The sequence below is a fragment of the Niabella insulisoli genome (genome assembly GCF_039652435.2).
In the GTDB taxonomy this organism is placed as follows: Bacteria; Bacteroidota; Bacteroidia; order Chitinophagales; family Chitinophagaceae; genus Niabella; species Niabella insulamsoli.
On the sequence record NZ_CP190246.1, the window covers coordinates 1,603,766 to 1,629,242 of the forward strand.

A 25,477-nucleotide genomic window follows, 5' to 3' on the forward strand; every position below is an offset into this window, starting at 1 on the left:
AATTACAGGATACACAACAGGATGACCTTTTAAAAAAGACAGTATGCCACTTACAAAAGAAAGAAACGCAAAGATTTTTGAAGAATTTGGCGGAAGCGCCGCTAACACGGGTTCAATTGAAGGCCAAATTGCGCAGTTAACTGAGCGCATCAGCCAGATCAGCGGACACCTGAAGCAAAACAAAAAAGATTTCTCCACACACAGAGGCCTGATGCAACTGGTAGGAAAGCGTAAAAGCTTATTGAGCTACCTGCAAAAGCATAATCTGGAAGGCTACCGTGCCTTAATCGAAAAACTGGGATTAAGAAAATAGTCGTTTTCCTGCACTGTTTGTTGGGAAAACTGTTTTATATCCTGGGTTTGATTAGATAATTTCAGACTTATCATATTATCGTATTCCCAACGTCCTCAGATGTTGGGAATACGTGTTTTTATACCCTGCGATTTTTGTTAAGCTCAATTCGGTTGTTCCGCTTGCCGCGCTTGTCCAACCATTCCAAAAAAATCAAAAAAATATTTTATGTTACAACAACCCTTAAGAAAAAGCTTCGATTTAGGCGATGGCCGCGAAGTAACTATAGAAACGGGCCGTTTGGCTCGTCAGGCTGATGGTTCCGTTACCGTAAGCATCGGCAAAATGATGTTGCTGGCAACCGTAGTTGCCAATACCGAACCCAAAGAAGGACAAAGCTTTTTTCCCCTGACTGTTGACTATCAGGAGAAATTTGCTTCTGCCGGCCGCATTCCAGGTTCATTTTTTAAACGCGAAGGAAAACTTAGCGATTATGAGGTGTTGACCTCTCGTTTGATTGACCGTGCGATCAGGCCTTTATTCCCCGACGATTATTTTTGTGAAGTTCAGGTGTTGGTGACGCTGATCAGCAGCGACCCTGAAATTTTGCCCGACGCGTTTGCCTGCCTCGCAGCTTCAGCGGCGCTTGCAGTGTCAGATGTGCCCATCAAAGAAATTTTAAGCGAAGTGCGGGTAGCCCGTGTTGACGGCGCTTTCAAAGTAAACCCAACTAGGGCCGAATTAGAAGGCGCGGATATGGATTTCATCATCGCAGCGACGGAAAAAAACCTGATGATGGTGGAGGGAGAATCGGAAGAGTGTTCTGAATCGGATTTAATCGATGCTCTCGCGGTTGCTCATGATGCGATTCGTATTCAAATCAAGGCCCAGCAGGAACTTAGAGAACTGAAAGGCGTAACGGGTAAAAGAGAGTATACCTTGCCTGCCGTTAACGAAGCGATGCAGGAAAAAGTATATGCTTTTGCCAGCCAGAAAGTGTATGATATTGCCAAAGGAAAATCTGCCAAGCACGATCGTACGGATCAGTTCAAAGCGCTGCAGGAAGAGCTGCTTGCCCAGTTGGTTGAGGAATCAACGGAGGAAAATCCGTTTACCGAATCGGATAAAAAACTGGCGATTAAATATTTTCATGATGTGCAATATGATGTAGTGCGTGATATGGTCTTAAACGATCGCACCCGCCTCGACGGCCGTGCGCTGAACGAAATCAGGCCCTTGGATATGGAGGTAGATGTATTACCTTCTCCACACGGATCCGCCTTATTTACAAGAGGTGAAACTCAATCTCTTACAACTGTTACATTAGGTACCGGTTTAGATGAATTGTTGATTGAGACCGCGGCCTCTTCCAAATATTCTAAATTTATCCTTCACTATAATTTCCCGCCGTTCTCAACCGGCGAGGTGAAGCCAATGCGCGGCCCCGGCCGTCGCGAAGTAGGACATGGTAACCTGGCGATGCGTTCGCTAAAACAAATGATGCCTTCTGAAGCAGAATTTGGTTATACGGTACGCGTAGTAAGCGATATCCTCGAATCTAACGGATCTTCTTCTATGGCAACGGTTTGTGCGGGTTCTATGGCGTTGATGGATGCCGGCGTTCCTTTTGGAAAACATGTTGCTGGTATTGCTATGGGATTGATTACCAAAGGAGAAAAATATTCTATCTTAAGTGATATATTAGGTGATGAAGATCATCTGGGAGATATGGACTTCAAAGTTACCGGCACACGTGACGGTATCTGCGGCGTTCAGATGGATATCAAAGTAGACGGCCTTTCAATGGAAGTAATGAAAGAGGCGTTGGAGCAGGCGAAAGCCGGCCGATTACATATTCTGGAGCATATGTACAAAGCGATTCCGGAAGCCAGAAGCGAAGTAAAACCTCATGCTCCACGAGTGGTGAAGATGTTTATTGATAAAGAATTCATTGGTGCGGTGATCGGGCCAGGCGGTAAAGTGATCCAGGAAATTCAGCGCGAAACAGGCGCTACCATCAATATTGAGGAAGTGAACAACATGGGCGAGATCAGCATTTTCGGTGTAGAAAAAGAAGCCGTATCGAAAGCCGAAGACTGGATCAAAGGTATTGTGGCTGTTCCGGTAGTGGGCGATGTTTACGATGCGACCGTGAAGTCAGTGGTTCCTTTTGGTGCATTTGTTGAATTTTTACCTGGCAAGCAGGGATTGGTACATATCAGCGAAGTAAGCTGGAAGCGTTTGGAAAGCCTCGACGGACTGGTAAAAGAAGGAGATGCGATGAAGGTAAAACTAATCGGAACAGATCCCAAATCCGGTAAATTCAAACTTTCAAGAAAGGCATTAATACCAAAGCCTGAAAGAAAACCTGAAGCGGGTGCTAATGAAGCCCCACAACAATAAAACTGAAAGCCTCCGCAAGGGGGCTTTTTTATAAAATGTATCTCACGAAAACAGAGATCCCGTTATCGCTGCTACCAGGGCTGTTGGAAACGCAGCGATAGCATTGCGTTGAATACTAAGCCCCGCTGAAATCAGGTTTTTTATTGGTGACAGTTTTCAGATCAAAAAATTTTAAACATACATCCAAAAAGAAGTCAGCGTATCTTCGGCGTTCAAACAAACAATGACAATGTTGTCTGGTATCCGAACCATAAATGTGACCCGTTACGTAACGCCCTTGCGCGAAGGCGGTTCGTTGCCGGCCATCGCCGAAGGTGATGATGGTTTTTTATACGCGCTAAAATTCAGAGGCGCCGGACAGGGTGTAAAAGCGCTGGTGGCCGAATTTATCGGCGGTGCTATTGCGAAAGCCTTGCAATTAAAAGTTCCCGAAATTGTTTTTGCCAACCTCGATGAAGCCTTTGGACGCACCGAACCCGATGAGGAGATCCAGGATCTTTTAAAAAGCAGTCAGGGGTTAAATATTGCATTACATTATCTAAGCGGCGCCATAACTTTTGATCCGGCAGTTAGCGAAATTGATCCGATGCTGGCTTCAAAAATAGTTTGGCTGGACGGGTTATTGATGAATATGGATCGCACGCCACGTAATACAAATATGCTTATGTGGCATAAGGAGCTTTGGCTGATTGATCACGGCGCCTGTCTTTATTTTCATCATCATTGGGATAGCTGGAAGACGCAGAAAGACAGCGCTTTTCCGCTGATCAAAGACCATGTTTTGCTGAAAGCTGCCGCCGCACTTACCGAGGCGGACGAATGGGCGCGGCAACTTTTGTCTGAAGATATGATACGCGAAATGGTGGACAGCCTGCCCGAAACATGGCTTTTATATGAAGAAACAGGATCGGACGCTTCCCTTGCCCGGCAGGTGTATAAAGATTTCTTAATCCACCGGTTGCAGCATAGTCATTTATTTTTAAAACAGGCCATCCATGCAAGAAGCGCAGCTATATGAATACGCGGTGATCCGGGTAGTTCCGAAGGTGGAGCGGGAAGAGTTCCTAAACGCCGGCATTGTCATGTTTTGTAAAAAAACGCGTCACATTGGTTGCCGGATTTTGCTTAATGAAAAACGGTTGCAATGTTTCGATAAAGACATAGATCTTAATTTTGTCTATGCAAACTTAAAAGCTTTTGAAGCCATTGCCCTTGGCGCCGACAGCAGCCAGTCGCCCATTTCCCGGCTCGACGCCGCGTCGCGTTTTCGCTGGCTGACGGCCACCAGAAGCACGATCATTCAATGTTCGCGGGTGCATCCCGGCCTCTCACACGACCTCAACATTACGCTTGATCAATTGATGGAAAGCATGGTGCTATAATCCGGATTGTCCTAACAAGGCCCTTTTATAATCCTTTAATACCTGGATCGTTTTGAAAGGAAAGAGCGCCAGGTGAATGAGCAACACAATCCAACCCTTTGGCTGGGTAATAGCAGCATAAACCAGCAGCGCAACAGGAAAAAAGACCTGCATAAAATCAAGCATCAAAATTTGATAAGGCCTTTTGGGTTCGATAATAACCAGCGGGAAAAGGCGGAGCCGCCTGAGGCGCATCAATACTAAAATAAAATAAGCAATAGCCGCCAGGTACACGATGGTTTTGTTGACGAGCACCAGCATTCCCAGGGTAACAATTAGCTCAACACCGAAAATTAAAAGTTCGGCTGTTTTAAAACTTTGTGGCGATCGTTTGGTCGCAAATGTTTCAATGCCCGACCGGATATCATTGTCGCGGTCGTGAAACTGATGCCATAGAATGCCGCGCAGGCCGTAGCAAAGCGCCCAAACTGCCACGAGCAGCAGCCAGGGGTAGATGACAGGATGCCCGGAAATATAACTTACGCTGCTAACCATCAGCAAACTGGTAAAAATATGGGAGCCGCTGGCGTCCGCCAGAACGCCCAGGAAGCCGCGGTTTTTTAAACGGATTGGCCTGAAGCTGTACAGGCTAAATGAAATCCAGGGGATAAGATAAAATAGGGAAGAAAGTCGATCCTGGCCATAAAAGAAAATCAAAAACAACAAACCTATCAATAACGCAAGCGCGGGAAAAATCCATCTTTTTTGAGGCGCTACCGCCGCCATGCGATTAGTTTTCCCGGCGGCAAGGTCGTCGTCGATGTCGGTAATATCATTAATGATGCTTACATAAGCCGCGCCCACTACCAATGATAAAAGAATAAGCAGGATATGAGGCGCGTAGTTAAAAACCGGTTCGTCGTTGATGATAAGCGTGGCATAGGCAATACTAAGCAGCGGCGGCAGTTTATACTCCCACCATTCGGCATGTCGTAGTATTTTTAAAAGCGACATTATTGCTCAATCAATTTCTTTTTTTCTTTTTTCTCCTGCTGGATGCGCTGGTAGCCCATATTGATGATAGCGGGAATACTTTTAAAAGTGTGCACAGCATCCAATAGCAGCGAACGGCCCAGTAGCTTGGAAGTAGCTTTAAAATTAAACTCCCGGATCAGGTTGTGTTTAGCTAGTTCCACCATGCTATACACATGCATTTTCTGCATCAGTTTATACTCGCGCTTCGTCATGCTGGGTTTAAAATCCCGCAACATCTTTTCCATGTCGGAAATATAAAGATGCTCTAACACTTCGCTTCTTTTCCGCCCGTCATAAATATTGATCTCGTCAATACATTTCCGCCAAAGTTTGTCGAGCGTGAAAGCGCCTTTTCTATGCGCCTGAAAAAGGGAACGCACCAGCATATACCAGTCGTCGCCGATTTTTATGGATTCATTCCAGCCGGGCCAAACAAATTCTTTTGTCATTAGCAGCGACGACGACGGGGAGGGGCAGCCCTGGATATAAATATGACGAAGCGCCTTAGAGTCCAGCGTTACCCAACCGTCTTTCATTCTTGGAAAATAAGGCGCAATAAAAATATTAGAAGAAAGAAAATCCCAGAATTCACCGTTAGGGTTTTGTTGGTCCCAATTGGCGAATATAAAATCGAGGTCTTCGGCAACCATTTTTTGAACGCCGCGCTGCAGAAATTCAGGATACCATTCATCGTCCGAATCCAGCGAAGCAATGAGATCTCCTTTGGCTATTTTTAGGCCTGCATTACGTGCGCTCGCCTGCCCACCATTTTCCTGGTAAACATACTGAACCGTAGGGTAGCTCTTCATCACTTCTTGAGTGTGATCGCCTGAGCCATCGTCGATCACAATAATTTCAAAGTTTTTATAGGTTTGCGCTAATACGCTTTCGATAGATTTGGTTAAGGTCTGCGCTCTGTTGTAGGTAGGTATGATAACAGAAACAAGAGGGTTGCTCTTCATTTATAGAATATTTTGAATAGATGCTGCAAATAATTGTTCTGGATTGGCCGGAAGTTGCTGCCGTATATGCCTGTTGGCTTCGAGGCCGATTTGCTCCCAGTTTTCCCGCTGATGCCAGGCGTCTTCCATCGTTCTCGCAAAGTCATTTTCGGTAGCATCGCCGATAAAACCGGTTTGTCCATGTTCAATAATTTCGGCATGGCCGCCGGCGTTGGTCGTAATGACAGCGCGTCCTGCAGCCATTGCTTCGAGCACGGAAAGCGCCATCCCCTCGCTTCGGGAGGATAGAATCAGGGCGTGGTATTTTTTCCACATGTTGGCGATATCGTTTTCATGGCCCTGGAAAGCCACATTTTTTACATTCAATAATTTCGTAAGCGACTTGATACCTGCTTCATCATGACCGGTTCCAATAAAGGAAACACTCAACGGGCGGGAGGCCCAGGGTTCTTTCGATAAAATTCTCAGCAGAATGTCCTGGCCTTTATCAATCAAAAACAGGCGGCCCACAAAAGCGAGTTTAAAGATACCATCTTTTAGGGAAGGATATGGTACCGGCTGCCTCGAAATTTTAACCGGGTTCCAGACGACTTCTGCATTTTGAAACCTAAAACCAAATTGTTCTTCCGTCAGCGTTTTATTTTGATGAGAAACAAAGTAGCATTTTTTTGCTTGCTGAAAAGTGTCGATCATCAATTGTCGCTCGGCAGTTACCGGCCAAAAAAACTCTACGGCTTTTTGCGCAATAATGCAGTAAGGGATATTGAGTTGGAGACATTGATAAGCATATCCAAGTCCATCAAAATTAATTCCCTGCGCAATGATGACAAATGAAGGCCGGTCTTTTTTCAGTCGCTCTTTGAACTGCAAAGCATGGGGACTATTGGTATAAAAAGGCGACCGCTCTTTACTAAAAATCTTCCGGTAAACTTTATCGCTAAGTTTTTTTATGCGGTTGCCTGCCGGATCGAGTTCAACGCAACGGACCTGTTGTTCAATTAATTGTTTAATTTCCGGATGGCTAAAGTTGATCCGGTCTTTATACAGCGTAAACCGGTGTCCTTTTAAATAAGGAATAGCGCGTGCCCATAATTCTTCGCTGCCGCCCCAATCGTCCATGCAGCAGGTTAAAATAGCGATATGTTGGCCAGTAGAGGTCATTGCACGGCGCTCGGCGATTTTTGTTTTTCATTAAACAAAGCGGCATAGGCGCCATTAGCGTTGATCAGCATTTCGTCTGTTCCTTCTTCTACGATCTTTCCGTTAGACAAAACGTAAATATAATCGGCGTGCAAAATAGCAGAACGCCTGTGGCTGATGATGATCGCGCCGCGGTTGCCGATACGTTCGCGAATGGAATTGAACAAATCTTTCTCCGACACAGCGTCCAATGCGCTGGAGGCTTCGTCAAAAATCAGGAAGCGCGCGTTTGAATAAAAACATCTGGCCAGCGCCAGTTTTTGCCATTGGCCGATGCTTACTTCTTCACCTTCTTCCAGTATGCGGCCCATCATCGAGTCATATTTTTTTGGAAACTTTTCAATGAAAGCTGCAGCGCCTGAATTTTTTGCTGCTTCGATCACGCGGTCTTCATCGTATGGTTCCTCTATATTTCCGAAATGAATATTTTCTCCGGCGGTAAAATTATACCTGTTAAAATCCTGAAACACAATGCCGAGTTGTTTCCTGTACTCATTGGCGTCAAAGGCTTTAATATCCGTTCCGCCATAAGAAATAGTACCCTCTGTGGGATCGTACAACCGGCACAGCAATTTGATAAGGGTTGATTTGCCGGCGCCGTTTAGGCCTACCAGCCCAATCATTTTTCCGGCGGGGATGTTGAGGCTGATGCCTTTGATCGTTTCTTTTTCCGCATGGGGATAGGAGAAACGAATATTATTGAGTTCAATACTTACGTCATCCTGCGCGGGAATAGGAGCGGGGTTAGATAAAGTAGTGAATGTATTTTTTAAACTCAGCAGCTCAAAAATGCTGTCAATGTAAATACTATTTTGATACACGGTCGAGATGCCGCCGGCCAGGTTTTGCAAAAGGGTAAAAGCCTGGGGAAATGCTACCAGAAAAAGGGTAATGTCTCCGGTGCTGGTTTCGCCCGTCACTACTTTTAGTGAAATATAACCAATGCAAAAAAATACCCCAATATAGGACAAAGAAGTCGTGGCGACTTCTAATTTTGTTCTTTTTAAATCTAACGACAGTTTGTCTTTGATAAGCTGCTGCCTGATTAAAATGAATTTTTGTTTAAGAAAATGACCCAGGGAGTAGGTTCTGATTTCTTTAGCCGCTACGTCAGTAGTTATAAGATTGCTATAATAGGAGGACTTCCTTTCCAACGGGGTTTGAGCAATACGAAGTTCATTCAACTTTTTCGAAAACTTGAGCCTTATTAAAAGCGTTGGGATAATAAATACCGCCAAAATAGGCATAAGCATCCAGCTGATGACAAGAAGAACAGAGCCTACCGCGGCCAGCGAAAGCGTATTTTTTAATAACTCAATCAGCGTGGTAATAACAAGTCTGGGTTTGTCTGTTCCGGCATCCATTGCTCGTTTTAGGAGGTCGTAATAAGAAGGACTTTCATAAAATGATAACTCTAACTTTACAGATCGCTCATGTACTTTTTCGTTGATGTATTCAGCTACTTTAGTAGATAGTACTTCGATTGAATAGGCACTAAAAGAACGCATTACGAAGTATAATACTCCCGCAACACCGCTCCATGCTACATATTTTATAATCGTAGTGTTGTCGACTGGCTGCACCTGTACTTGTGCCACAACATCTATTAATAATTTCATTAAATACAACGACGCAAAAAAGAAGATCGTTTCAACAAAAATCAAGACGATCGAGAGGTAAAACCATGTAGGCGCTGCAAGTCTTATTAACCCAAAAATCCTGGATATCTTTAAATTGCTTTTTATGTTAGATATTTTCCCGCGGAAAGAAGACATAGTATTTCAGATCAGATCGATTGCTTTTGGGTTTCGGAACAAATATAGCTCGATAGGTTTATAACTTGAAATGATTTAGTAGGAATTGAGACTTGATGTTCATATTTAGGCCTTCTAAAATTCTTTATATAAATGCAGGGCCTCTATACATAACGCCGTTGTCAGCTCCTCGCTGCCCCAAAAGAGGGTTTTTGGGGGAAGGGTGTAAAAAGCATAACGTTCCCAGTTCCCTTTATCTTTTTGTGAAAATAGCAGATGTTCTATATAATTTGCTGTATCCGAGTCTTTACAGCCTAATCGTAAAAGTGAACTTAAGGTGATGGCAACCTCCATATCGCATGTTTGAAAAGCAGCACTTTCTGTAGCAGCTTTTTTTATTTTTTTAATCAGTAAATCTTTGATGGCCGCAATCGGCTCAATTTTAAGAGGAACAAGCCTTGCTATAAAATAGTAGTAGACAAGTGGATTTAAGTACCATTTATCTGAGTTGGCTTCCTTATCGTTCACCAAGAGATCACTCAAATATTTTATTGAAGGTTCGGTGAATTCGGAATGTCCCAGGTAGGAAACAACATTAGCATTAACCACCGCATCAATATCATTTCTATTATGAACGCCTTTAGCCCAGTAAAAAAGAACTTTAAAAGGATGTTTAAGCTCTCTTGCAATAAGCCTCCAAAAAGCGGTGGAATTTTTTACAAAGTTTCCATGCAGGGTAAACCATGTGTAGAATAAGCCATTGCCAGCCCTATTACAGAGCATCAGACCTCTATTGTCAGGAAAAGGAACGTTTCTGGCCTTAAGAAGTGTTGATATCATCGCCGTATCATCCGCGTCTGGAGCTAAATAATCATAAGCTCTGTGTGCTTTTGTCTGGTGTTGCCAAACGCCACCTCTCATCATTTGGTAGCGTAACGAGTTTGTAATATTAGTAAGTATTTGATCTACAATTGGCAAGTGCTGATGCGGTAGTAAACAAAGCCCGATTAGACCTGTTAAAAAATTTACTCCCTCTGGAGCGCACCATTCCTGCATGGCCTCATCTGGCGCTATATAACTGACAAATTCACCATTCGGAAATTGATGATGATACAAGTAGTCGATGGCTTTGTCGATGGATGCATCTATTTTTTCCGGAAGATCATTATGCGATGCTGTCATTTAGGGAATATTTAGAAGGAAGCCTCAAGGGCAATTAGGTGGTAAATTTATTGAATTATCTTCACGAAATAGTGACTGGGAAAGCTGAGCCGTAAAATCGTTGCTTTATCAAACAAGCCATAAACCGTGCTGCCGCTGCCGCTCATCAATGCGAAGCGGGCTCCGGCTTCATACAGTTGTTTTTTTATAGCTGCAATTTCGGGAAAGGCTTCAAAAACAGCGGGTTCAAAGTCATTAAAAATAAGATCCTTCCAGGCGGCGACCGGTTGCTGCAGGCTTTGCTTTAAATCGTGCTGGGGCAATGCCGGCGTCAACTGGCTGAATGCCCAACCTGTCACTACATGAATTCCCGGATTGACAACCATTATTTGATAGTTCGTAAGGTCGACCGTCGAAGCTTCGAAACGCTCGCCCCGCCCTGTTGCAAAAACCGGCGTATTCATGATAAAAAAAGGGCAATCACTGCCCAGCTGTAAAGCATAGTCAACCAGCTGTGAGCGCGTTAAATTAAGATTGAATTTTTCATTCAATGCTTTCAAAGCATAAGCGCCGTTTGCGCTTCCGGCGCCGAGCCCTGCACCTGCCGGTGTGTTTTTTAATAAATGAAACTGAACCGGAGGCAAGGTTTTAAAATCGCGCTGCAAAAGCTGCCAGGCTTTTATGACGATATTGTCCTTGCTATTTCCGGGAATTGTTTTTCCCAAAACGGCGATGCCTGTTTCCGCTGCCTCAGCTAATTCCAAAACATCATAAACCGGAAGCGGATAAAAAAGGGTTTGAAGATCGTGATAGCCATCTGGCCTCTTACCGGTGATATAGAGTCCAATATTAATTTTACAGTTCGAAAAACTAATCAAAACAGGGCGTTTGGTTGGAATAGTAAGTCAGCGTTGGTTGTATGTGTAACGTTCAGGCTCATACAATAGGTGTGCTATTTTCTTTTACGGCTATTGAGTTCATCTCTGATCGCGATCGCCTTGATATAGTCTTCGCTTTCCAAAACCTCATTGAGCAGTTTGTTTAACTCATCTATGCTCAGCTGTTTGAGATCATCCTCGGCGCCTTCGGTAGAAATAGTGCCTACCACTTCCGCCGTTTCAGCGGCAGTAGGCTGTCCTTTGTCGTCCATCAGGATGCCAGCATTGCCAAGAATACTCTCATACGTGTAAATGGGGCATCCAAACCGAACGGCCAGCGCAATCGCATCAGAAGTGCGGCTGTCAATTTCAACCGTGTCATGCTCAGACGAGCAGACCAGTTTACTAAAAAATATACCTTCCTGTAAATCAGAAATAATTATTTCATGAAGATCGATTGAAAATGCCGTCATGAAATTTTTCATGAGGTCGTGTGTCAGCGGGCGGCTGGGATTCATTTTTTCCAAAGCTACTGCAATCGCCTGCGCTTCAAATCCACCGATCACGATGGGCAACCGGCGTAAACCATTTACTTCTCCCAACACAACCGCATACGAATGCGTTTGTGTGATACTGTGAGATAATGCTACAACTTCCAGTTCAATTTTTTTCATAAAAAACAAACCACGAAACTAAGGATTTTTTGGGCATAAAAAAAGCTAATGCTATGCACCAGCTTTTTTATATTATCGGTCTTTTTACGATTTTATTAAAGTTGCTTTATCGCTTCTGTCAGCTTCGGCACTACATCAAAAAGATCGCCCACAATGCCATAGTCTGCCGCTTTGAAGAAGGGCGCTTCGGGGTCTTTATTGATGACAACAATAACCTTACTCCGGTTGACGCCGGCCAAATGTTGGATTGCACCGGAGATGCCCACGGCTATATATAAATTAGGAGCAATGGCCCCACCGGTTTGACCCACGTGCTCATTGTGGGGGCGCCAATGCGCATCAGCTACCGGCCGGCTGCAAGCCAGGGCCGCATGGAGCGACGAAGCAAGATCTTCCAAGATACCCCAGTTTTCGGGGCCTTTCATGCCGCGGCCGCCGCTGACAACGATTTCGGCTTCTGCCAGTGGCACTTCGCCGCTTTGTTTGCTGGTCGATATTGTTTTGATAAGCGGGGCATCCACAGCAATATCCGCATCAACAATTTCCGCGCTTCCGTTAGCATCGCCTTCAACTTTAAATGAATTAGGATTGATAGAAATAATTTTGACCGTCGTTAAAACGCTGACATCGGCGAAGGCCTTACCGGAGAAGACGCTTTTCTTCACAATAAAGCCATTGCTGGTTTCCGGTAAAGCAACGGCCCCGGCCACCAAACCGGCTTTCATACGCGCAGCAACTCTCGGCGCTATCGCTTTACCACTGGTGTTGTGAGAAAATATAAGGACGGTCGCGCCCGTTTGTTCGGCCACGGCCGCGCAAACCTTCGCATAGGACTGGGCATCAAAATGTTGCAGCGCTTCATTTTTAACCTGGTGAATTTTTGTAACACCGTATTGTCCCAAAGCGCTCAGGTCTTCCGTGACAGGCGCCAGCACCAGCCCTTCAGCCGCCACATTTAATTGTTTGGCAAGTGCGGCTCCATAAGAAAGGGCTTCCAGAGCAGTTTTTTTCACGCTGCCGTCTTCGGCTATATCAATAAAAACTAAAACCATAGTATTGTAATTTCAGATTGCTAAAAAGTGGATTTGTTCGTTTTTTGAAACAGGGTTTATATCACTTTGGCTTCTTCTTTTAAAAGTCGGGCAAGCTCAGCGACGTTATCAGCATCTATCAGCTTCACACCTGTTTTTGCAGGCGGCAGGCTAAATTCGGAAATGCTGGTCAGCGGCTCTACGGCAGCAGGTTCTACAACTTTTAAAGGTTTGGTTCTTGCCGCCATAATGCCCCGCATATTGGGAATGCGTTGTTCGGCCATGCCTTTATTGCAGCTTACAACCACCGGAAGCGATACTTCGCAAATTTCTTCGCCGCCCTCGATTTCTCTTGTAACCGTTGCTGCATTTCCGTTCAATTCAAATTTTGTGGCAAGTGAAACATAAGGCAGATCCAATAATTCGGCCAGCATGCCGCCCACAGCGCTCCCGTTATAATCAATCGTTTCTTTACCCGTAAAAATCAAATCATAATTTCCCTCTTTGGCCACGGCTGCAATTTGAGCCGCAATGGAGAAGCTGTCGGCGCATTCGGTGTTGATTCTGATCGCCTCGTCGCCGCCAAGCGCCAGCGCCTTTCTAATAATAGCATCAGTATCAGCGCCTCCAACCGTTACAAGGTGAACGATGGTCGAACTGTCTGCTTCTTTTAACTCGATAGCCCGCACTAAAGCATAATATTCATCATTGGGGTTAATAATCCATTGAACACTGCCGGCATCAAATTTCGTGTTGTTATCGGTGAAAGCTATTTTTGCCGTTGTGTCCGGAGTTTTACTGATACATACTAATATTTTCATCAGCTTCTATTTTAGGTTTAGTCAGTGAAATGTGGCGTATGCAGGATGATTTTGTTGAAATTAAATCATGACATTTCACATGACAAAAATGATAAAAAAGGTTGTTTATGCAACTAAAACAAAGATAACGGATATTGTGAAAAAAATAAACCTTGTATAAAAATATAACATGTCCAAAATTGATCAGATCAATGAGCTGTTAAAAGAAAATCCCTCCGACAGTTTTTTACAGCATGCGCTAGCGCTGGAATATGCAAAAGCAGGGCAGGAGCAGGAGGCGAAGCTCGTATTTGAAAAGCTTTTATCGGCCAATCCAGACTATGTTGGCAGTTATTATCATCTTGCGAAATTATACGAGAAGCTGGGCGAGGAGCAGCAAGCGATCATCGTTTATGAAAAAGGGATGGATGTCGCAAAAGCGCTAAACGATACACATGCCTACAGCGAATTGAAAAGCGCTTATGAGTACCTGATCTATTAATACCTGTTTGAACTTTAAAATTTGCTGGAACAATTTATAAGATATTATCAGGAGCAACAGCTTTTTGGCCCGCAGGATAAATTGCTGGTGGCGACGAGCGGAGGCATCGATTCGGTAGTACTTTGTGACTTATGCAAGGCGGCTGGCCTGTCGTTTGCCATAGCGCATTGTAATTTTCAATTGCGAGGCGCCGATAGCGATCGCGACGAAGCTTTTGTAAAAGAAATGGCAGCATTTTTAAAAGTGCCTTTCCATTCGATTCGTTTTGATACAAAGCAGTATGCACGCGATCATAAAACAGGGACACAGGTGGCGGCGCGGGAGCTCCGTTACGAGTGGTTTGAAAAAATACGGTCGGCAAATGGATTCGAATTTATTCTTACGGCGCATCACGCTGATGATAATATTGAAACAGTGGTAATGAATTTTTTCAGAGGCACGGGCATCAACGGCCTCACGGGCATCAAACCTGTTCACGGAAAAATCAGGCGGCCATTGCTCTTCGCCCGCCGTGCAGCGCTCGAACATTATCTGGCCGCTCATCAGCTTGCTTTTGTGCAGGATGAAAGCAATTTGCACGATGATTACACCAGGAATTATTTCCGGAATATTGTGTTACCGCAGATTGAAAAAGTTTATCCCGAAGTTCGTCAAAATATGCTGCATAATATCGATCGGTTTAAAGATGTAGACGTTTTAAGCCAGCAAGAAATAGAGCGCCTGCAAAAGCGGTTGGTGCAGCACGTGGAAAATGAGTGGAGACTGCCCGTTCCTTTGCTGAAAAAGACGCCAGCGGTTAAAACGGTATTGCTCAATTTACTCAAGCCTTTTGGTTTCACTGCGTCCCAATTGCCTGATATAACCCGGTTGTTGGATAGCGATTCCGGGAAATATGTTTTGTCGACAACGCACAGACTGTTGAAGGATCGTAAACATTTGATTGTCTCTGATCAGAAGTCGATCGGCAGCTCTGTAATCATAATCGAAAAGGAAGGCGAGGTGGCTTTTAGCAATGGCCGATTGAAGATAGAACGTGCTCATGCCGCTAACCTGACTTCAGATGAACGTGTTGCTTTTGTAGATGCTGATTTAGTACAATTTCCGCTATTGTTGCGCCCCTGGAAAATTGGCGATTATTTTTATCCATTGGGCATGTCGAAAAAGAAAAAGTTGTCTCGTTTTTTTATGGATAAAAAATTGTCGCTTTTTGAAAAGGAGAGGGTTTGGGTGGTTGAAATGAATAAGAAAATTATCTGGGTAGTAGGATACCGAATGGATGACCGGTTTAAAGTAACGCCCCACACAAAAAACGTGTTTAAACTATCTTTTCTAAAATAATAAAGCCCGCGATCTTGCGGGCTTTATAAACGGAGCTGTCAGCGATTATTTGAATTTATAAATCGTTGTTGTTTGATAAACATCGCCGGGTTTTAATGTTGTGGAAGGGAAAGACGGCACATTGGGAGAGTTAGGGTAATGCTGTGTTTCGAGGCACAGCGCACTGCGGTGTTCGTCTTTTGTGTTGTATTTCAAATCTTTTGAACTGTTCATAAAATTGCCCCCGTAAAACTGAAGGCCCGGCTCGGTCGAAATCACTTCCATTACGATACCGCTTTGATCGCCTGTTACCTCGGCTACTTTTCTCAATCCCGACCCGTTCACTACGAAATTGTGATCATATCCTTTGCCATACGCTAACTGTTGGTTGTCTTCATCAACACGCGCACCGATGGCTGTTGCCTGGGTGAAATCGAATGGAGTTCCTTTTACCGATTCGTTTTTACCAAAAGGAATGAGGGTGGAATCCACAGGCGTGTATTGGTCTGCGTTGATATACAATTTGTGGTTGTTGATCGTTCCGCCGCCATTCAGGTTGAAGTAGGCATGATTGGTAAGGTTGCAAACCGTCGTTTTATCTGTGGTCGCCTCGTACGCAATTTTAAGCCCCCTGTCCGACGTCAGTGTATAAGTTACTTTTACGTTCAGGTTGCCGGGGAATCCCATTTCTCCGTCCTTGGAAAGATAACTAAGTTCTAGCGTGCTGTCATTGGGTTGCACGGGATCCCAAACCTGCTCATGAAAACCTTTGGGCCCGCCGTGCAATGTGTTGGGGCCATTGTTAATGGGAAGCTGATATTCCACGCCGTCAAGACTGAATTTACCATTGGCAATGCGATTGCCATAGCGGCCAATCAGCGCACCAAAGTTGGTGCCCGCGCGCATTTGCTCCAGGGTGCCTCCGCCTCTCAAAACATCTACTTTATGATTGTCTTTATCAGGAACGATAAGGTTTACCAGCCGGCCGCCATAGTTGGTAATGGCTGCTTCGATCTGGTTGTTTCTTAAGTAGAAAACACTGACCATTTTTCCATCGATTGTATCATTGAAAGCCTCATTGTCGACCAGCTTTATTTCGCTGCTGTCGGGCGCCGCGTCGCTACCTTCGGCGGCGCCGTCTTTAGGTTGGGTGTTGCAAGAAAAAACAGCAACCGAAATTGCCGTCGCAAAGAGGAGAAAATGCTTTTTCATCTGTTTATTTTTGTTTTTTTAGTGGCTATAAAAGGGTTTGAGCGTCGATAATCTCTTGCGGCAAACGGGCAAAACGCCCCTTGCTTTTTTGCAAGCAATCTAAGTAAAATCAAATTTGTTTAAAAATGGCTTACTTAAACAGAAACGCAATATATTCAATTAATCAACGCTGAACAAATGAGTATTAATTATCAGGTGATAGCAACCGGCGATGGCAGCCATACCTTGCAACTTCCCGGCAGCCATATTACTTTCCATTCGCGGCGTGGCGCCATTCAGGAGTCGCAACATGTTTTTATCAAAGCCGGATTGGAATTTTGGCTGGATCAGTCGAAAAGTAAAAAGCTCTTTTTGCTGGAAGTCGGTTTTGGAACGGGTTTAAACAGTTTGATGACCGCTATAGCGGCGCGGCAAAAGCATTTGGAACTTGAATACACGGCGATAGAGCTCAACCCGTTGCCTGTATCCGTCTTCGAACAGCTCAATTATGGGCGCCTGTTGCATGAAGAGGTTTTGTATAATGAAATCGTCCATGCCAGATGGAATGAGTGGGCGGATCTCAGCCCGAATTTTAAATTGCGTAAGATCCACGGCGACCTGCTGGGATTCAGGTTTGAAACTTCTTTTGATGTGATCTATTTTGACGCTTTTGCGCCGGATGATCAGGCTGAAATGTGGAGCGAAAATATCTGGAATCAAATGCGCGAACACTTAAATCCAAACGGTGTGATGACTACCTATTGTTCTAAAAGCATGGTGAGGAAGTCACTCCTGAACGCGGGCTTTCGGGTTGAAAAAATTCCAGGGCCTCCGGGAAAAAGAGAGATGATCCGGGCGCGCCTTCTTAATCACTGACGGTTGTGCGTCGCTTAAATCGCGCTCCGGCTTTTTTGATCACCCAAATAAATAGGAGTATAAACACTACCGCCATAATGATCGGTATCGCGAAGCTTAATAAGCTGCCGCCAACCGCGGCGGTGTTTTCGCCGGTGGCTACCACGGCGTTGCCCGTGCCGAGTGTTGTTTTTGAGCTCAAAAGCCTTAACAAACCAGTGCCCGAAGCAACCAGGCCTGCGCCGCCGCCGCCCGCGATAATGCCAATCACCCATTTCACCCATTCTGTTTCGATGGGGATAACGGAAGTGGCCAACAAGGTTCCGGCGATAGCCGCTGAGGGCGTAGCAATCGTATCCAATATGTTATCGAGAAAAGGGACATAATAGGCCACCATTTCTAAAATAGTTGCTGCGCCCAGGCAAATAAGGGCTGGCGTGGAAGATAGCCATTGAAAATGTTCTGCAAATTGAAACAACTGAAACCTGTTGGAGAGGCCGGCGATCAACATTGGTATAAAAATGCGGAAACCGCAACAGGCGGCAAGCGCAATGCCCAATGCAGCGGCGGCTATTGTTTCTATATCCATATTTATTTTTTAATGGCTCCGGCAGCAAACGCTGTTGCAACACGATTTTTTAAGGTGAACCTTTCATAAAGTTAATTCAAATCCTTAATATTGGTTTCACCCGTATTATTAGCTTATGACCAATGAAAGGAGAGCGCGGCTGTTGAGTGTGATTGCAAAAAGGCAATTTGATCTGGCCATTGTTTTGGAAAATGTTTTTGATCCTCATAATGTATCGGCGGTCATGCGCAGTTGCGATGCTGTTGGTGTTCAGGACATTTATATTTTGAATACTAAAATTCCGCGACACAGAAAATGGGGCTTTCGAAGCGGCGCCAGTGCAGCCAAATGGCTTTCCATCCATCAGTTTGATAATGTGGAAGCGTGTTTTGCGGCGCTTCGCACACGGTACAAAAAAATATTTACCACGCACCTCAACCAGGAAGCGGTCGAATTGCATGAGATCGATTTTACCGAAAGGGTAGCGATGGTGTTTGGAAACGAGCATGCCGGTGTAAGTGACGAAGCGCGGGCTTTGGCCGACGGCAACTTCCACATCCCGCAGGTTGGAATTATTAAATCGCTCAATATCAGCGTCGCCTGCGCGGTTACGCTTTATGAAGCTTATCGCCAGAAATCGATTGCGGGCCATTACCTGCCTACGGAAGCTGATTCCCCTTTACAACGGGCATTAAAAAATCAGTGGGGGGTTGATACAAACGGTATCTAACTTTCTTTTTCGACCAACATATCTTTATCTTCCCGGGTTCTTGCCAGAGAGTAAATGCTCGCGTTGATTTCGAAACCGATTAATAAAATCAGGGAGTTTAAAAAGATAAGCGCCAGCAAAACGATGATCGTTCCGATCGATCCGTAAAGTTTATTGTAAGCTCCAAACTGGCTTACGTACCAGGAAAAGGCCAGCGAACAAATGACCACCAGGCAGGTAGCAATTAAGGATCCCGGCGTTAGAATTTTCCATTTTTTATAAACGGAGGGCGCATGCCGGTAGATATAGGAAATGATAATGAAGATGAGCAGGAAAATGAGCACCAGCCGCGCTTTGCCTAAAACCGCCGCCAGCCACGCATTCTTTATCCCTAACCATTCGAGTACGGATGCCTGTGCGATCAACAATGCAAGGCATAAAATGAAGAGGAAAACCAGCACCAGCGTGATTCTTATGGCGGTCAGCCTTTTTTTAATGCCTTTTCTTTTGGTGAAACCGGCGTATTCTTTATCAAAAGAACGCATAACGCCCATCATCGCATTTGATGAAAAAAATAATGATAGAAAGATACTGAAGAATAAAAGGCCTGTTCGCGGTTCGTTGATGATGCTGTAAATAAAATCATGTATAGCCGCGTAATGCTTGGAAGGAACTAAATCCCCGATCAACTTATAAAGTTCCTGTTCCAGGTTTAGTTGAATGATGAAATCGAAATTGGCAATGATCGGAATTAATGTACACAGAAAAAGCAGCAGGGGAGGCATCGCCATTGCCGAGTTGAACGAGATCGCCGAGGCCCGTTCTATCAGGTCATCCCAAACAACATGCTCTCTAAACTTTTTGATGGCGTTAAAAAGCGAAACGCTTTTAAAGCCCGGAAGCTTTTCGCTATGGCTTCTTTCAACCAGGTTCTTCCACAAGCCTGAATTGGTAATCTTTGCTTTTATTTTCTGTATAAAACTCATTTTTTTTCAGCCGATATTTTTCCAAATCGCTGATCCAGCGCGGCCTGGTATTGCCTGGCCAGTTTTAAGTGATCCTGATAATTTGATGAAAAAAGATGGGTGCCGTCAAACGCGGGGCTGGCTACAAAATATATATAATTGGTTGCCGGCGCATTTAAAACAGCATCGATGGTTGCTTCCTGCGGCGTGCATATGGGGCCCGGCGGTAAACCTTTGTTGCGATACGTATTATACGGCGAAGGGGTTTGCAAATGTTTTAGCAACACACGTTTTATCGAAAAATCTTTAAGTGCAAATTTCACGGTGGGGTCGGCCTGCAAAGGCATTCCTTTTTTGATGCGGTTCATGTAAACGCTGGCAATTGTTCCTTTTTCCTTGCTCGCGTTGGTTTCTTCGTCTACAATAGAAGCAATTGTAATCGCTTCGGTCACCGAAAGGCCCTGCTGCGCAGCTTTTTCCTTTCTTTCATCCGTCCAGAAAATTTGATAAGCGTCGTAGAACTTCCCCAAAACAATATCGGGCGAGGTGTTCCATTTTGTTTCATAGGTCAATGGTAAAACAATCGACATGATGGTGTTCGTATCTGCACCATATTTTTTTAAGGAATCTGCATTGTTCAGCAATTGTATCGCCGTAGTGGAATCAAACTCAAATGCTTTCCCCATCTTAGACGCCAGCTGTTCTTTTGTGCGAATTTTGGTGACCACAAACTTCACCGGCGTTTGACTTCCATTGCGCAGCATCCGCAGCAGGTTTACCACGCTCATCCCATTGTCGACTTTATATTTACCGGGGTTTACCTTTTCGAAATTCAGAAAACGCTCGGCCAGGTTGAACCAGGTGATGGACGGCAGTATATTTTCTGAAATCAACTGTGCTTTGACCTGGGGCAGCGTAGTTCCTGTTTTTACGTAAAAGAATCCACCCTTAGGTTCCTTCGCGGCCGGGCCAACCAGTTTAAAAGCAATGAAAACCGCTATTAAAACGACAGCCAAAACTAATAAGCCAAAGATTTTTTTCATTCAAATGTTTAATTAGGTTATCTGCCAATAACGCGCCTCCGTGGCTTCGGCGATAAAGAATCAAAGTAAAACAAAAAAAAGAAGCCTGAAAAGAAAAACCTGCAAGGATCGATCAGATCATTACAGGTTTAATATTTTGATAAAAAAAGGACGCCTTATTTCGCTGAGTCAGCAGGAGCGGTAAGCGGTACCGTATTTAATGGTGTGCCTGGTTGTGCCGCAGGAGCCTGAACCGGAGCGCCGCTAACATCCTGCAATCTGCCGTTGTTGGTGTCGCCGGTAGCGCCTGAAATGAAAAACGTAGATAAAAGGCTCAGCAAACCAATAATGATAGCAAAAATCCAGGTACCTCTTTCCAGAATATCGTTGGTTTGTTTTACACCCATAAACTGGCTGCTCACACCACCAAAACTGCCGGCCAGGCCACCACCTTTTGGGTTTTGAATCAACACAAAAAATCCGAGTATCACGGAGGCAAGTATAACGAGTATAACGAATAAAATGGTCATTTTTATTTTTTTAAATAGTCAATTTTGGCTGCAAAATAAGCGCTTTTGCCCGGAATTTGCAAACTTAATTTCTTATAGATGCCGATCGCCTTTTGAATGTTCCCCTGCTTGGCCCAAACCTCTGCCATGGCCTCGGTGTCGGCATCTGCCTCGTGGATCGAGCGCGCTGCCATTCTTTCAATGCTTTGTTCTTCTTTATCAGAAATAGGCGAGGCGTTCGTGGCGCCCGGCAACCGTTTCATCTGTTTCAGCCAGTCGGTAAAACTTTTTAATTGCCTGCCAAATTGATCGCCGGAACTTTGGTCATTTAATTTCACACCCTGAGCCGCAAAATAGTCGACCGTAAAATAGGGCGTGAAAGCCAGTTCAGCCTTAGCGGGGTCGATGGCTTCTATTTTGAAAGCCGGCAGTTCGGGCAGCGGCGTTTCATCGTCAGCGGCCTCATCCAAAGCTTCTTCGTCATCAAATGTCTCAAAAAAACCGGATACTTCGGCGTTGTTCGCAACGTCCTGGGGGATTATTGCCGCTTGCTGATCAACTTCTTCGCTGTGTGTTGATTCCGATGCAGCCCCAATCTTTTCGGCCTCGTTTATTTCAACTTTGTTTTCGAGGGGCGCTGCCGCAGCGGGTTCCGCCTCCTCCGTTTCAATCAGTTGCTTTACCGATAGCGGATTGTTGAAGAAAAGTAATGTTTTTTGTAATTGTTGAGGGTAACGCGGATCATTGCCAGCTTTTAATTTTCGGGCATAAAGCAGTTGAAGCGCAGCTGCAAAGGGATTTTCAGCTACCATTTGCGCCAGCTCATCCAGGCTGCACGCTTCTAAATTTTTCGTTAACACCGCTTCTGAAAGCGTATCGGTAAATCGATTCATATCCACGCTGTTTACCAGTTTGAAAAAATTCGATTAAAAATGGCATCCGGAATGTCTCTGAGCATTTGATCAAGCAGGCTTTGCTCGGCCTGTTGAAGGCTCAAGGTGCCGGCATAATCAAAAGGAGTGGTAACATCGTATTTACCAATAATTTTTTGTGTGATATTATCCCTGATTTGGATATTCACGCCCACATTCAGCCGGTTCGTATTCACCTGTTGGTTGGAGATACCTGCCGTGGAAAAAGAGTATTTGGTGATTTTGCAATCGATCACCCACTGGGCGTCGTCGCCTCTGGTTTGTTTTAGCCTTGTTTGTCTTAACACCTTTTGAATGAGCTTGTCGGTAAGCGCGGGAGCCAAACTTGGATTTACATAAGATGCACTGTTGGTGATCTGGTTGATGCGTACTATTTTAAGCGAGTCCGGAATGGATTTGGCGTCCTGAAAACCATATGAAACTTTACAGCTGTTTTGCGTGAATGCAATCAAAAAAAGTACAACAATCCCGGTGAACGTCAGCCATCCTTTATAACTCTTCGATGTCATATTCTTTTAATTTTCTGTAAAGGGTGCGCTCGCTGATTCCCAGGTCCAGCGCCGCATCTTTTCTTTTGCTTTTGTGCTTTTTTAAGGCTTTTATGATCAATTCTTTTTCCTTGTCAACAATGTTCAGGCTTTCTTCTACTTCTTCGTGTTCGTGAATACCATTATCCATACCCACATGCACCGGATAGGCCGGCTGTGGAGGTATGGGGGCATTGCCCGTCATCTCTATTTGTAAAGGTGCCGATAATTGCTGAAAGTTTTCCTGGTTTGTTTTCAGATCTTTCAAATTATTAACAAATGAAGGATTTTGCTCAACAATAGCAGGGTTTTGCAGCACTTCGATAAACATTTTTTTAAGTTCATTAACATCTTTCTTCATGTCAAAGAACAGCTTATAAAGAATTTCCCGCTCATTTTGAAACTCCTGCTGATTGGGCGCGTTGACCACCGCAGGCAACCTGTTGTTTGAATAAGGCTGCAGGTAGCGGCTCAGTTCGCGCGCGTTGATTGTTTTATCTGGTGATAAAACCGAAACCTGCTCGGCAATATTTTTTAACTCCCTGATATTGCCTGGCCAAGGATAAGTGAGCAACAGTTGTTTGGCGTCATCTTCAAGCTGCACCGACGAAGTGCGGTATTTATCCGCGAAATCTGCGGCAAATTTTCTAAATAATAATACAATGTCTTCTTTACGGCTCGCCAGCGCCGGCACTCTGATAGGCACGGTGCTTAAGCGGTAATAAAGATCTTCCCTGAATTTATTTTGCTGCACGAGTTGCAGCAGGTCTTTGTTGGTTGCGGCAATAACTCTTACATCCGTTTTTTGCACTTTGCTCGAACCTACTCGGATATATTCGCCCGCTTCCAAAACCCTCAACAGGCGCGCCTGCGTGCCCAGCGGCATTTCGCCTATCTCATCCAGGAAAATAGTGCCGCCGTTTACCGTTTCAAAATAGCCTTTGCGGGCATCTACGGCGCCGGTAAAAGATCCTTTTTCGTGTCCGAATAATTCTGAATCGATCGTTCCTTCAGGAATGGCGCCGCAGTTCACGGCAATAAAAGGATTGTGCTTTCGCGAAGAAAGCGCGTGAATAATCGAAGAGAAAGCTTCTTTTCCAACGCCGCTGTCCCCGATGATTAATACGGTCAGGTCGGTGTTGGAAACCTGCGCTGCAACCTGCAATGCGTAATTTAATTCGGGGGAATTGCCGATAATACCAAACCTGTTTTTGATTGATTGTAAATCCATAAAGCCAGTAATCAATTTGAATGTTCAACTAAACCATTGCTCCAAACAGCGTCGCCTGTGTGCAATCGTTGATCTTAACCGATACGTAATCGCCTTTCTTTTCGCCGTGTTGGCTTTTCGGAAAAATGACCACTTTATTTTGTGAGGTGCGGCCCACCCAGTCGTCGGCGCTGCGTTTGCTGTCGCCGTCGATCAATACTTTAAAAACCTTTCCCAGGTCTTTGCGATAGCTGGTTAATGAAAGTTCGTTTTGCTTTTCAATCACTTCCTGCAAGCGCCTTTTTTTCACATCCAACGGAATATCATCCTTATAGCGGCGTTGTGCCAGCGTGCCGGGGCGCTCGCTGTAAAAGAACATATAACTGAAGTCATAACGCGTGTAATCCATAATAGAAAGCGTTTCGCGATGTTCTTCTTCCGTTTCGGTACAAAATCCGGTAATCATATCAGAAGTAATGGCGCAGTCGGGAATGATGGCCCTTATTTCATCTACTTTGGCCATATACCATTCGCGGGTATAAGTGCGGTTCATCAGCTGCAATACCCTTGTCGATCCGCTTTGAACCGGTAGGTGAATGCATTTACAGATGTTTTCATAAGCCGCCATGGTGTGGAGCACATCGCTGGTAATATCCTTTGGATGAGAAGTGGAGAACCGAACGCGCAGCAATGGAGAAATCTGCGCTACCCTTTCGAGCAGCTGAGCAAAAGTGACAGCGTTGCCCGATCCGTCGCTTTCGCTGTTATAGTAATAACTATCAACGTTCTGGCCCAAGAGGGTTACTTCCCGGTATCCTTTATCAAATAAATCTTTACATTCATTTATAATACTTTCAGCATCACGGCTTCTTTCGCGGCCGCGCGTAAAAGGCACTACACAAAAAGAACACATATTGTTACAACCGCGCATGATGCTCACAAAGGCTGTAACGCCATTTGTGTTGAGGCGAACAGGAGAAATATCGGCGTAGGTTTCTTCACGGCTTAGCAAAACGTTTACGCTTTTTTGCCCGCTCTCCGCTTCTTCCACAAGGCCGGGAAGGCTGCGGTAAGCATCAGGGCCTACGACAATATCAACCAGTTTTTCTTCTTCGAGAAACTTTGCCTTTAACCGTTCGGCCATGCAGCCCAAAACACCTACCAGCGTGGACGGGTTTTGTGCTTTCAATTTTTTAAACTCGGTAAGCCGTTTGCGAACAGTTTGCTCGGCTTTTTCACGAATTGAACAGGTATTTATAAAAATAAGATCCGCTTCTTCCACGTTCCTGGTGGCGCCAAATCCTTCTTTGTTTAAAATAGAAGCCACCACTTCGCTGTCAGCAAAATTCATCTGACAACCATAGCTTTCTATGTAAAATTTCTTTTTGTAATCGTTCGGATCCAATCCAAAAGGCGCAAAACTTTCTCCCTGGCGCGTCTCATCGTGGGTCTTATTCGATATCAAATCAAGCATTTAAATCCTTTTTTATAGTTTCAAGCGTGCAAAGATAAGCGATTTGGAATAGATATGACAGGATGTCAGCGAGTAGTTCCTCTGTCCAGTCGTAAACGGAGAAAAACTAAAAATGAGTCGTGGTTATTCGTTGGAAAACGAAAAT

At 44.7% G+C, this 25,477-nt stretch carries 26 protein-coding genes; 8 read left to right on the top strand and 18 right to left on the bottom strand.

The window, feature by feature from the left end; genetic code table 11:
* The first annotated feature begins 43 nt into the window (after positions 1-43).
* The 4 genes from rpsO (at position 44) to ABDK00_RS06840 (ending at position 4,077) form a co-directional block, all read left to right on the top strand.
* Positions 44-313 (top strand): 30S ribosomal protein S15, encoded by a 270-nt coding sequence (gene rpsO, locus ABDK00_RS06825; RefSeq protein WP_346239408.1) that lies wholly within the window; start codon positions 44-46, stop codon positions 311-313.
* Positions 314-520: 207 nt separating this feature from the next.
* Positions 521-2,695, top strand: coding sequence for a polyribonucleotide nucleotidyltransferase (gene pnp, locus ABDK00_RS06830; RefSeq protein ID WP_346239409.1), 2,175 nt, complete (start codon positions 521-523; stop codon positions 2,693-2,695).
* 223 nt (positions 2,696-2,918) lie between these two features.
* A complete protein-coding gene (locus ABDK00_RS06835; protein WP_428400381.1) occupies positions 2,919-3,713 on the top strand; it encodes a HipA family kinase in 795 nt (264 codons plus the stop codon).
* A complete protein-coding gene (locus tag ABDK00_RS06840; RefSeq protein ID WP_346239411.1) occupies positions 3,691-4,077 on the top strand; it encodes a DUF3037 domain-containing protein in 387 nt (128 codons plus the stop codon). Before ABDK00_RS06835 ends, ABDK00_RS06840 begins: the two co-directional genes overlap by 23 nt.
* Here ABDK00_RS06840 and ABDK00_RS06845 read toward each other — a convergent pair.
* The 9 genes from ABDK00_RS06845 to ABDK00_RS06885 form a co-directional block, all read right to left on the bottom strand.
* Positions 4,072-5,070: a UbiA family prenyltransferase gene (locus ABDK00_RS06845; RefSeq protein WP_346239412.1), complete on the bottom strand. Its 999-nt coding sequence runs from the start codon at positions 5,068-5,070 to the stop codon at positions 4,072-4,074. The two genes, ABDK00_RS06840 and ABDK00_RS06845, sit on opposite strands and share 6 nt — an antisense overlap.
* Entirely contained in the window at positions 5,070-6,053 is a 984-nt protein-coding gene (locus tag ABDK00_RS06850; RefSeq protein WP_346239413.1) for a glycosyltransferase family 2 protein, read from the bottom strand. Before ABDK00_RS06850 ends, ABDK00_RS06845 begins: the two co-directional genes overlap by 1 nt.
* Complete coding sequence (locus ABDK00_RS06855) at positions 6,054-7,214, bottom strand: glycosyltransferase (RefSeq protein WP_346239414.1); 1,161 nt, start codon at positions 7,212-7,214, stop codon at positions 6,054-6,056. It abuts the gene before it with no gap.
* On the bottom strand, positions 7,211-9,028 hold the full coding sequence (locus ABDK00_RS06860; RefSeq protein ID WP_346239415.1) for an ABC transporter ATP-binding protein: 1,818 nt from the start codon (positions 9,026-9,028) through the stop codon (positions 7,211-7,213). Before ABDK00_RS06860 ends, ABDK00_RS06855 begins: the two co-directional genes overlap by 4 nt.
* Positions 9,029-9,142: 114 nt before the next feature.
* Positions 9,143-10,189 carry a hypothetical protein gene (locus ABDK00_RS06865; RefSeq protein WP_346239416.1) on the bottom strand — a complete coding sequence of 349 codons (1,047 nt, stop codon included), beginning with the start codon at positions 10,187-10,189 and terminating at the stop codon, positions 9,143-9,145.
* 47 nt (positions 10,190-10,236) lie between these two features.
* A complete protein-coding gene (gene ispE, locus ABDK00_RS06870) occupies positions 10,237-11,046 on the bottom strand; it encodes a 4-(cytidine 5'-diphospho)-2-C-methyl-D-erythritol kinase (protein WP_346239417.1) in 810 nt (269 codons plus the stop codon).
* A gap of 74 nt (positions 11,047-11,120) precedes the next feature.
* Complete coding sequence (locus tag ABDK00_RS06875) at positions 11,121-11,720, bottom strand: bifunctional nuclease family protein (protein WP_346239418.1); 600 nt, start codon at positions 11,718-11,720, stop codon at positions 11,121-11,123.
* Between the two features lie 95 nt (positions 11,721-11,815).
* Positions 11,816-12,772 carry an electron transfer flavoprotein subunit alpha/FixB family protein gene (locus ABDK00_RS06880; RefSeq protein WP_346239419.1) on the bottom strand — a complete coding sequence of 319 codons (957 nt, stop codon included), beginning with the start codon at positions 12,770-12,772 and terminating at the stop codon, positions 11,816-11,818.
* 56 nt (positions 12,773-12,828) lie between these two features.
* Entirely contained in the window at positions 12,829-13,572 is a 744-nt protein-coding gene (locus tag ABDK00_RS06885; protein ID WP_346239420.1) for an electron transfer flavoprotein subunit beta/FixA family protein, read from the bottom strand.
* A 169-nt stretch (positions 13,573-13,741) separates the two neighbouring features.
* Here ABDK00_RS06885 and ABDK00_RS06890 point away from each other — a divergent pair, with 169 nt between their 5' ends.
* Both ABDK00_RS06890 and tilS read left to right on the top strand, forming a co-directional pair.
* A complete protein-coding gene (locus ABDK00_RS06890) occupies positions 13,742-14,053 on the top strand; it encodes a tetratricopeptide repeat protein (protein ID WP_346239421.1) in 312 nt (103 codons plus the stop codon).
* Between the two features lie 21 nt (positions 14,054-14,074).
* Positions 14,075-15,391, top strand: coding sequence for a tRNA lysidine(34) synthetase TilS (gene tilS, locus ABDK00_RS06895; RefSeq protein ID WP_346239422.1), 1,317 nt, complete (start codon positions 14,075-14,077; stop codon positions 15,389-15,391).
* A gap of 45 nt (positions 15,392-15,436) precedes the next feature.
* Here the strand turns inward: tilS and ABDK00_RS06900 are convergent, their stop codons facing one another.
* Positions 15,437-16,582 carry an aldose epimerase family protein gene (locus tag ABDK00_RS06900; RefSeq protein WP_346239423.1) on the bottom strand — a complete coding sequence of 382 codons (1,146 nt, stop codon included), beginning with the start codon at positions 16,580-16,582 and terminating at the stop codon, positions 15,437-15,439.
* Positions 16,583-16,759: 177 nt separating this feature from the next.
* Between ABDK00_RS06900 and mnmD the strand changes: the two genes are divergently transcribed.
* On the top strand, positions 16,760-17,437 hold the full coding sequence (gene mnmD, locus ABDK00_RS06905) for a tRNA (5-methylaminomethyl-2-thiouridine)(34)-methyltransferase MnmD (RefSeq protein ID WP_346239424.1): 678 nt from the start codon (positions 16,760-16,762) through the stop codon (positions 17,435-17,437).
* Here the strand turns inward: mnmD and ABDK00_RS06910 are convergent.
* Positions 17,427-18,005, bottom strand: coding sequence for a DUF4126 domain-containing protein (locus tag ABDK00_RS06910; RefSeq protein ID WP_346239426.1), 579 nt, complete (start codon positions 18,003-18,005; stop codon positions 17,427-17,429). The genes mnmD and ABDK00_RS06910 overlap by 11 nt on opposite strands.
* A 115-nt stretch (positions 18,006-18,120) precedes the next feature.
* On the opposite strand from ABDK00_RS06910, the gene ABDK00_RS06915 reads away from it, so the two are divergent.
* A complete protein-coding gene (locus ABDK00_RS06915; protein WP_346239427.1) occupies positions 18,121-18,714 on the top strand; it encodes an RNA methyltransferase in 594 nt (197 codons plus the stop codon).
* On the opposite strand, the gene ABDK00_RS06920 is transcribed toward ABDK00_RS06915, so the two are convergent.
* From ABDK00_RS06920 to miaB, 7 genes are all read right to left on the bottom strand, one after another.
* Positions 18,711-19,679, bottom strand: coding sequence for a YihY/virulence factor BrkB family protein (locus tag ABDK00_RS06920; protein ID WP_346239428.1), 969 nt, complete (start codon positions 19,677-19,679; stop codon positions 18,711-18,713). The two genes, ABDK00_RS06915 and ABDK00_RS06920, sit on opposite strands and share 4 nt — an antisense overlap.
* Entirely contained in the window at positions 19,676-20,701 is a 1,026-nt protein-coding gene (gene mltG, locus ABDK00_RS06925; RefSeq protein ID WP_346239430.1) for an endolytic transglycosylase MltG, read from the bottom strand. Before mltG ends, ABDK00_RS06920 begins: the two co-directional genes overlap by 4 nt.
* A 155-nt stretch (positions 20,702-20,856) precedes the next feature.
* Positions 20,857-21,210 (bottom strand): preprotein translocase subunit SecG, encoded by a 354-nt coding sequence (gene secG, locus ABDK00_RS06930; protein ID WP_346239431.1) that lies wholly within the window; start codon positions 21,208-21,210, stop codon positions 20,857-20,859.
* 2 nt (positions 21,211-21,212) lie between these two features.
* Positions 21,213-22,082 (bottom strand): hypothetical protein, encoded by an 870-nt coding sequence (locus ABDK00_RS06935; RefSeq protein ID WP_346239432.1) that lies wholly within the window; start codon positions 22,080-22,082, stop codon positions 21,213-21,215.
* An 11-nt stretch (positions 22,083-22,093) separates the two neighbouring features.
* Positions 22,094-22,630, bottom strand: a complete 537-nt coding sequence (gene lptE, locus ABDK00_RS06940) for an LPS assembly lipoprotein LptE (RefSeq protein ID WP_346239433.1) — start codon at positions 22,628-22,630, stop codon at positions 22,094-22,096.
* A complete protein-coding gene (locus tag ABDK00_RS06945) occupies positions 22,611-23,879 on the bottom strand; it encodes a sigma-54 dependent transcriptional regulator (RefSeq protein ID WP_346239434.1) in 1,269 nt (422 codons plus the stop codon). The genes lptE and ABDK00_RS06945 overlap by 20 nt, the downstream gene beginning before the upstream one ends.
* Before the next feature lie 28 nt (positions 23,880-23,907).
* On the bottom strand, positions 23,908-25,332 hold the full coding sequence (gene miaB, locus ABDK00_RS06950) for a tRNA (N6-isopentenyl adenosine(37)-C2)-methylthiotransferase MiaB (RefSeq protein WP_346239435.1): 1,425 nt from the start codon (positions 25,330-25,332) through the stop codon (positions 23,908-23,910).
* Positions 25,333-25,477: the final 145 nt, after the last annotated feature.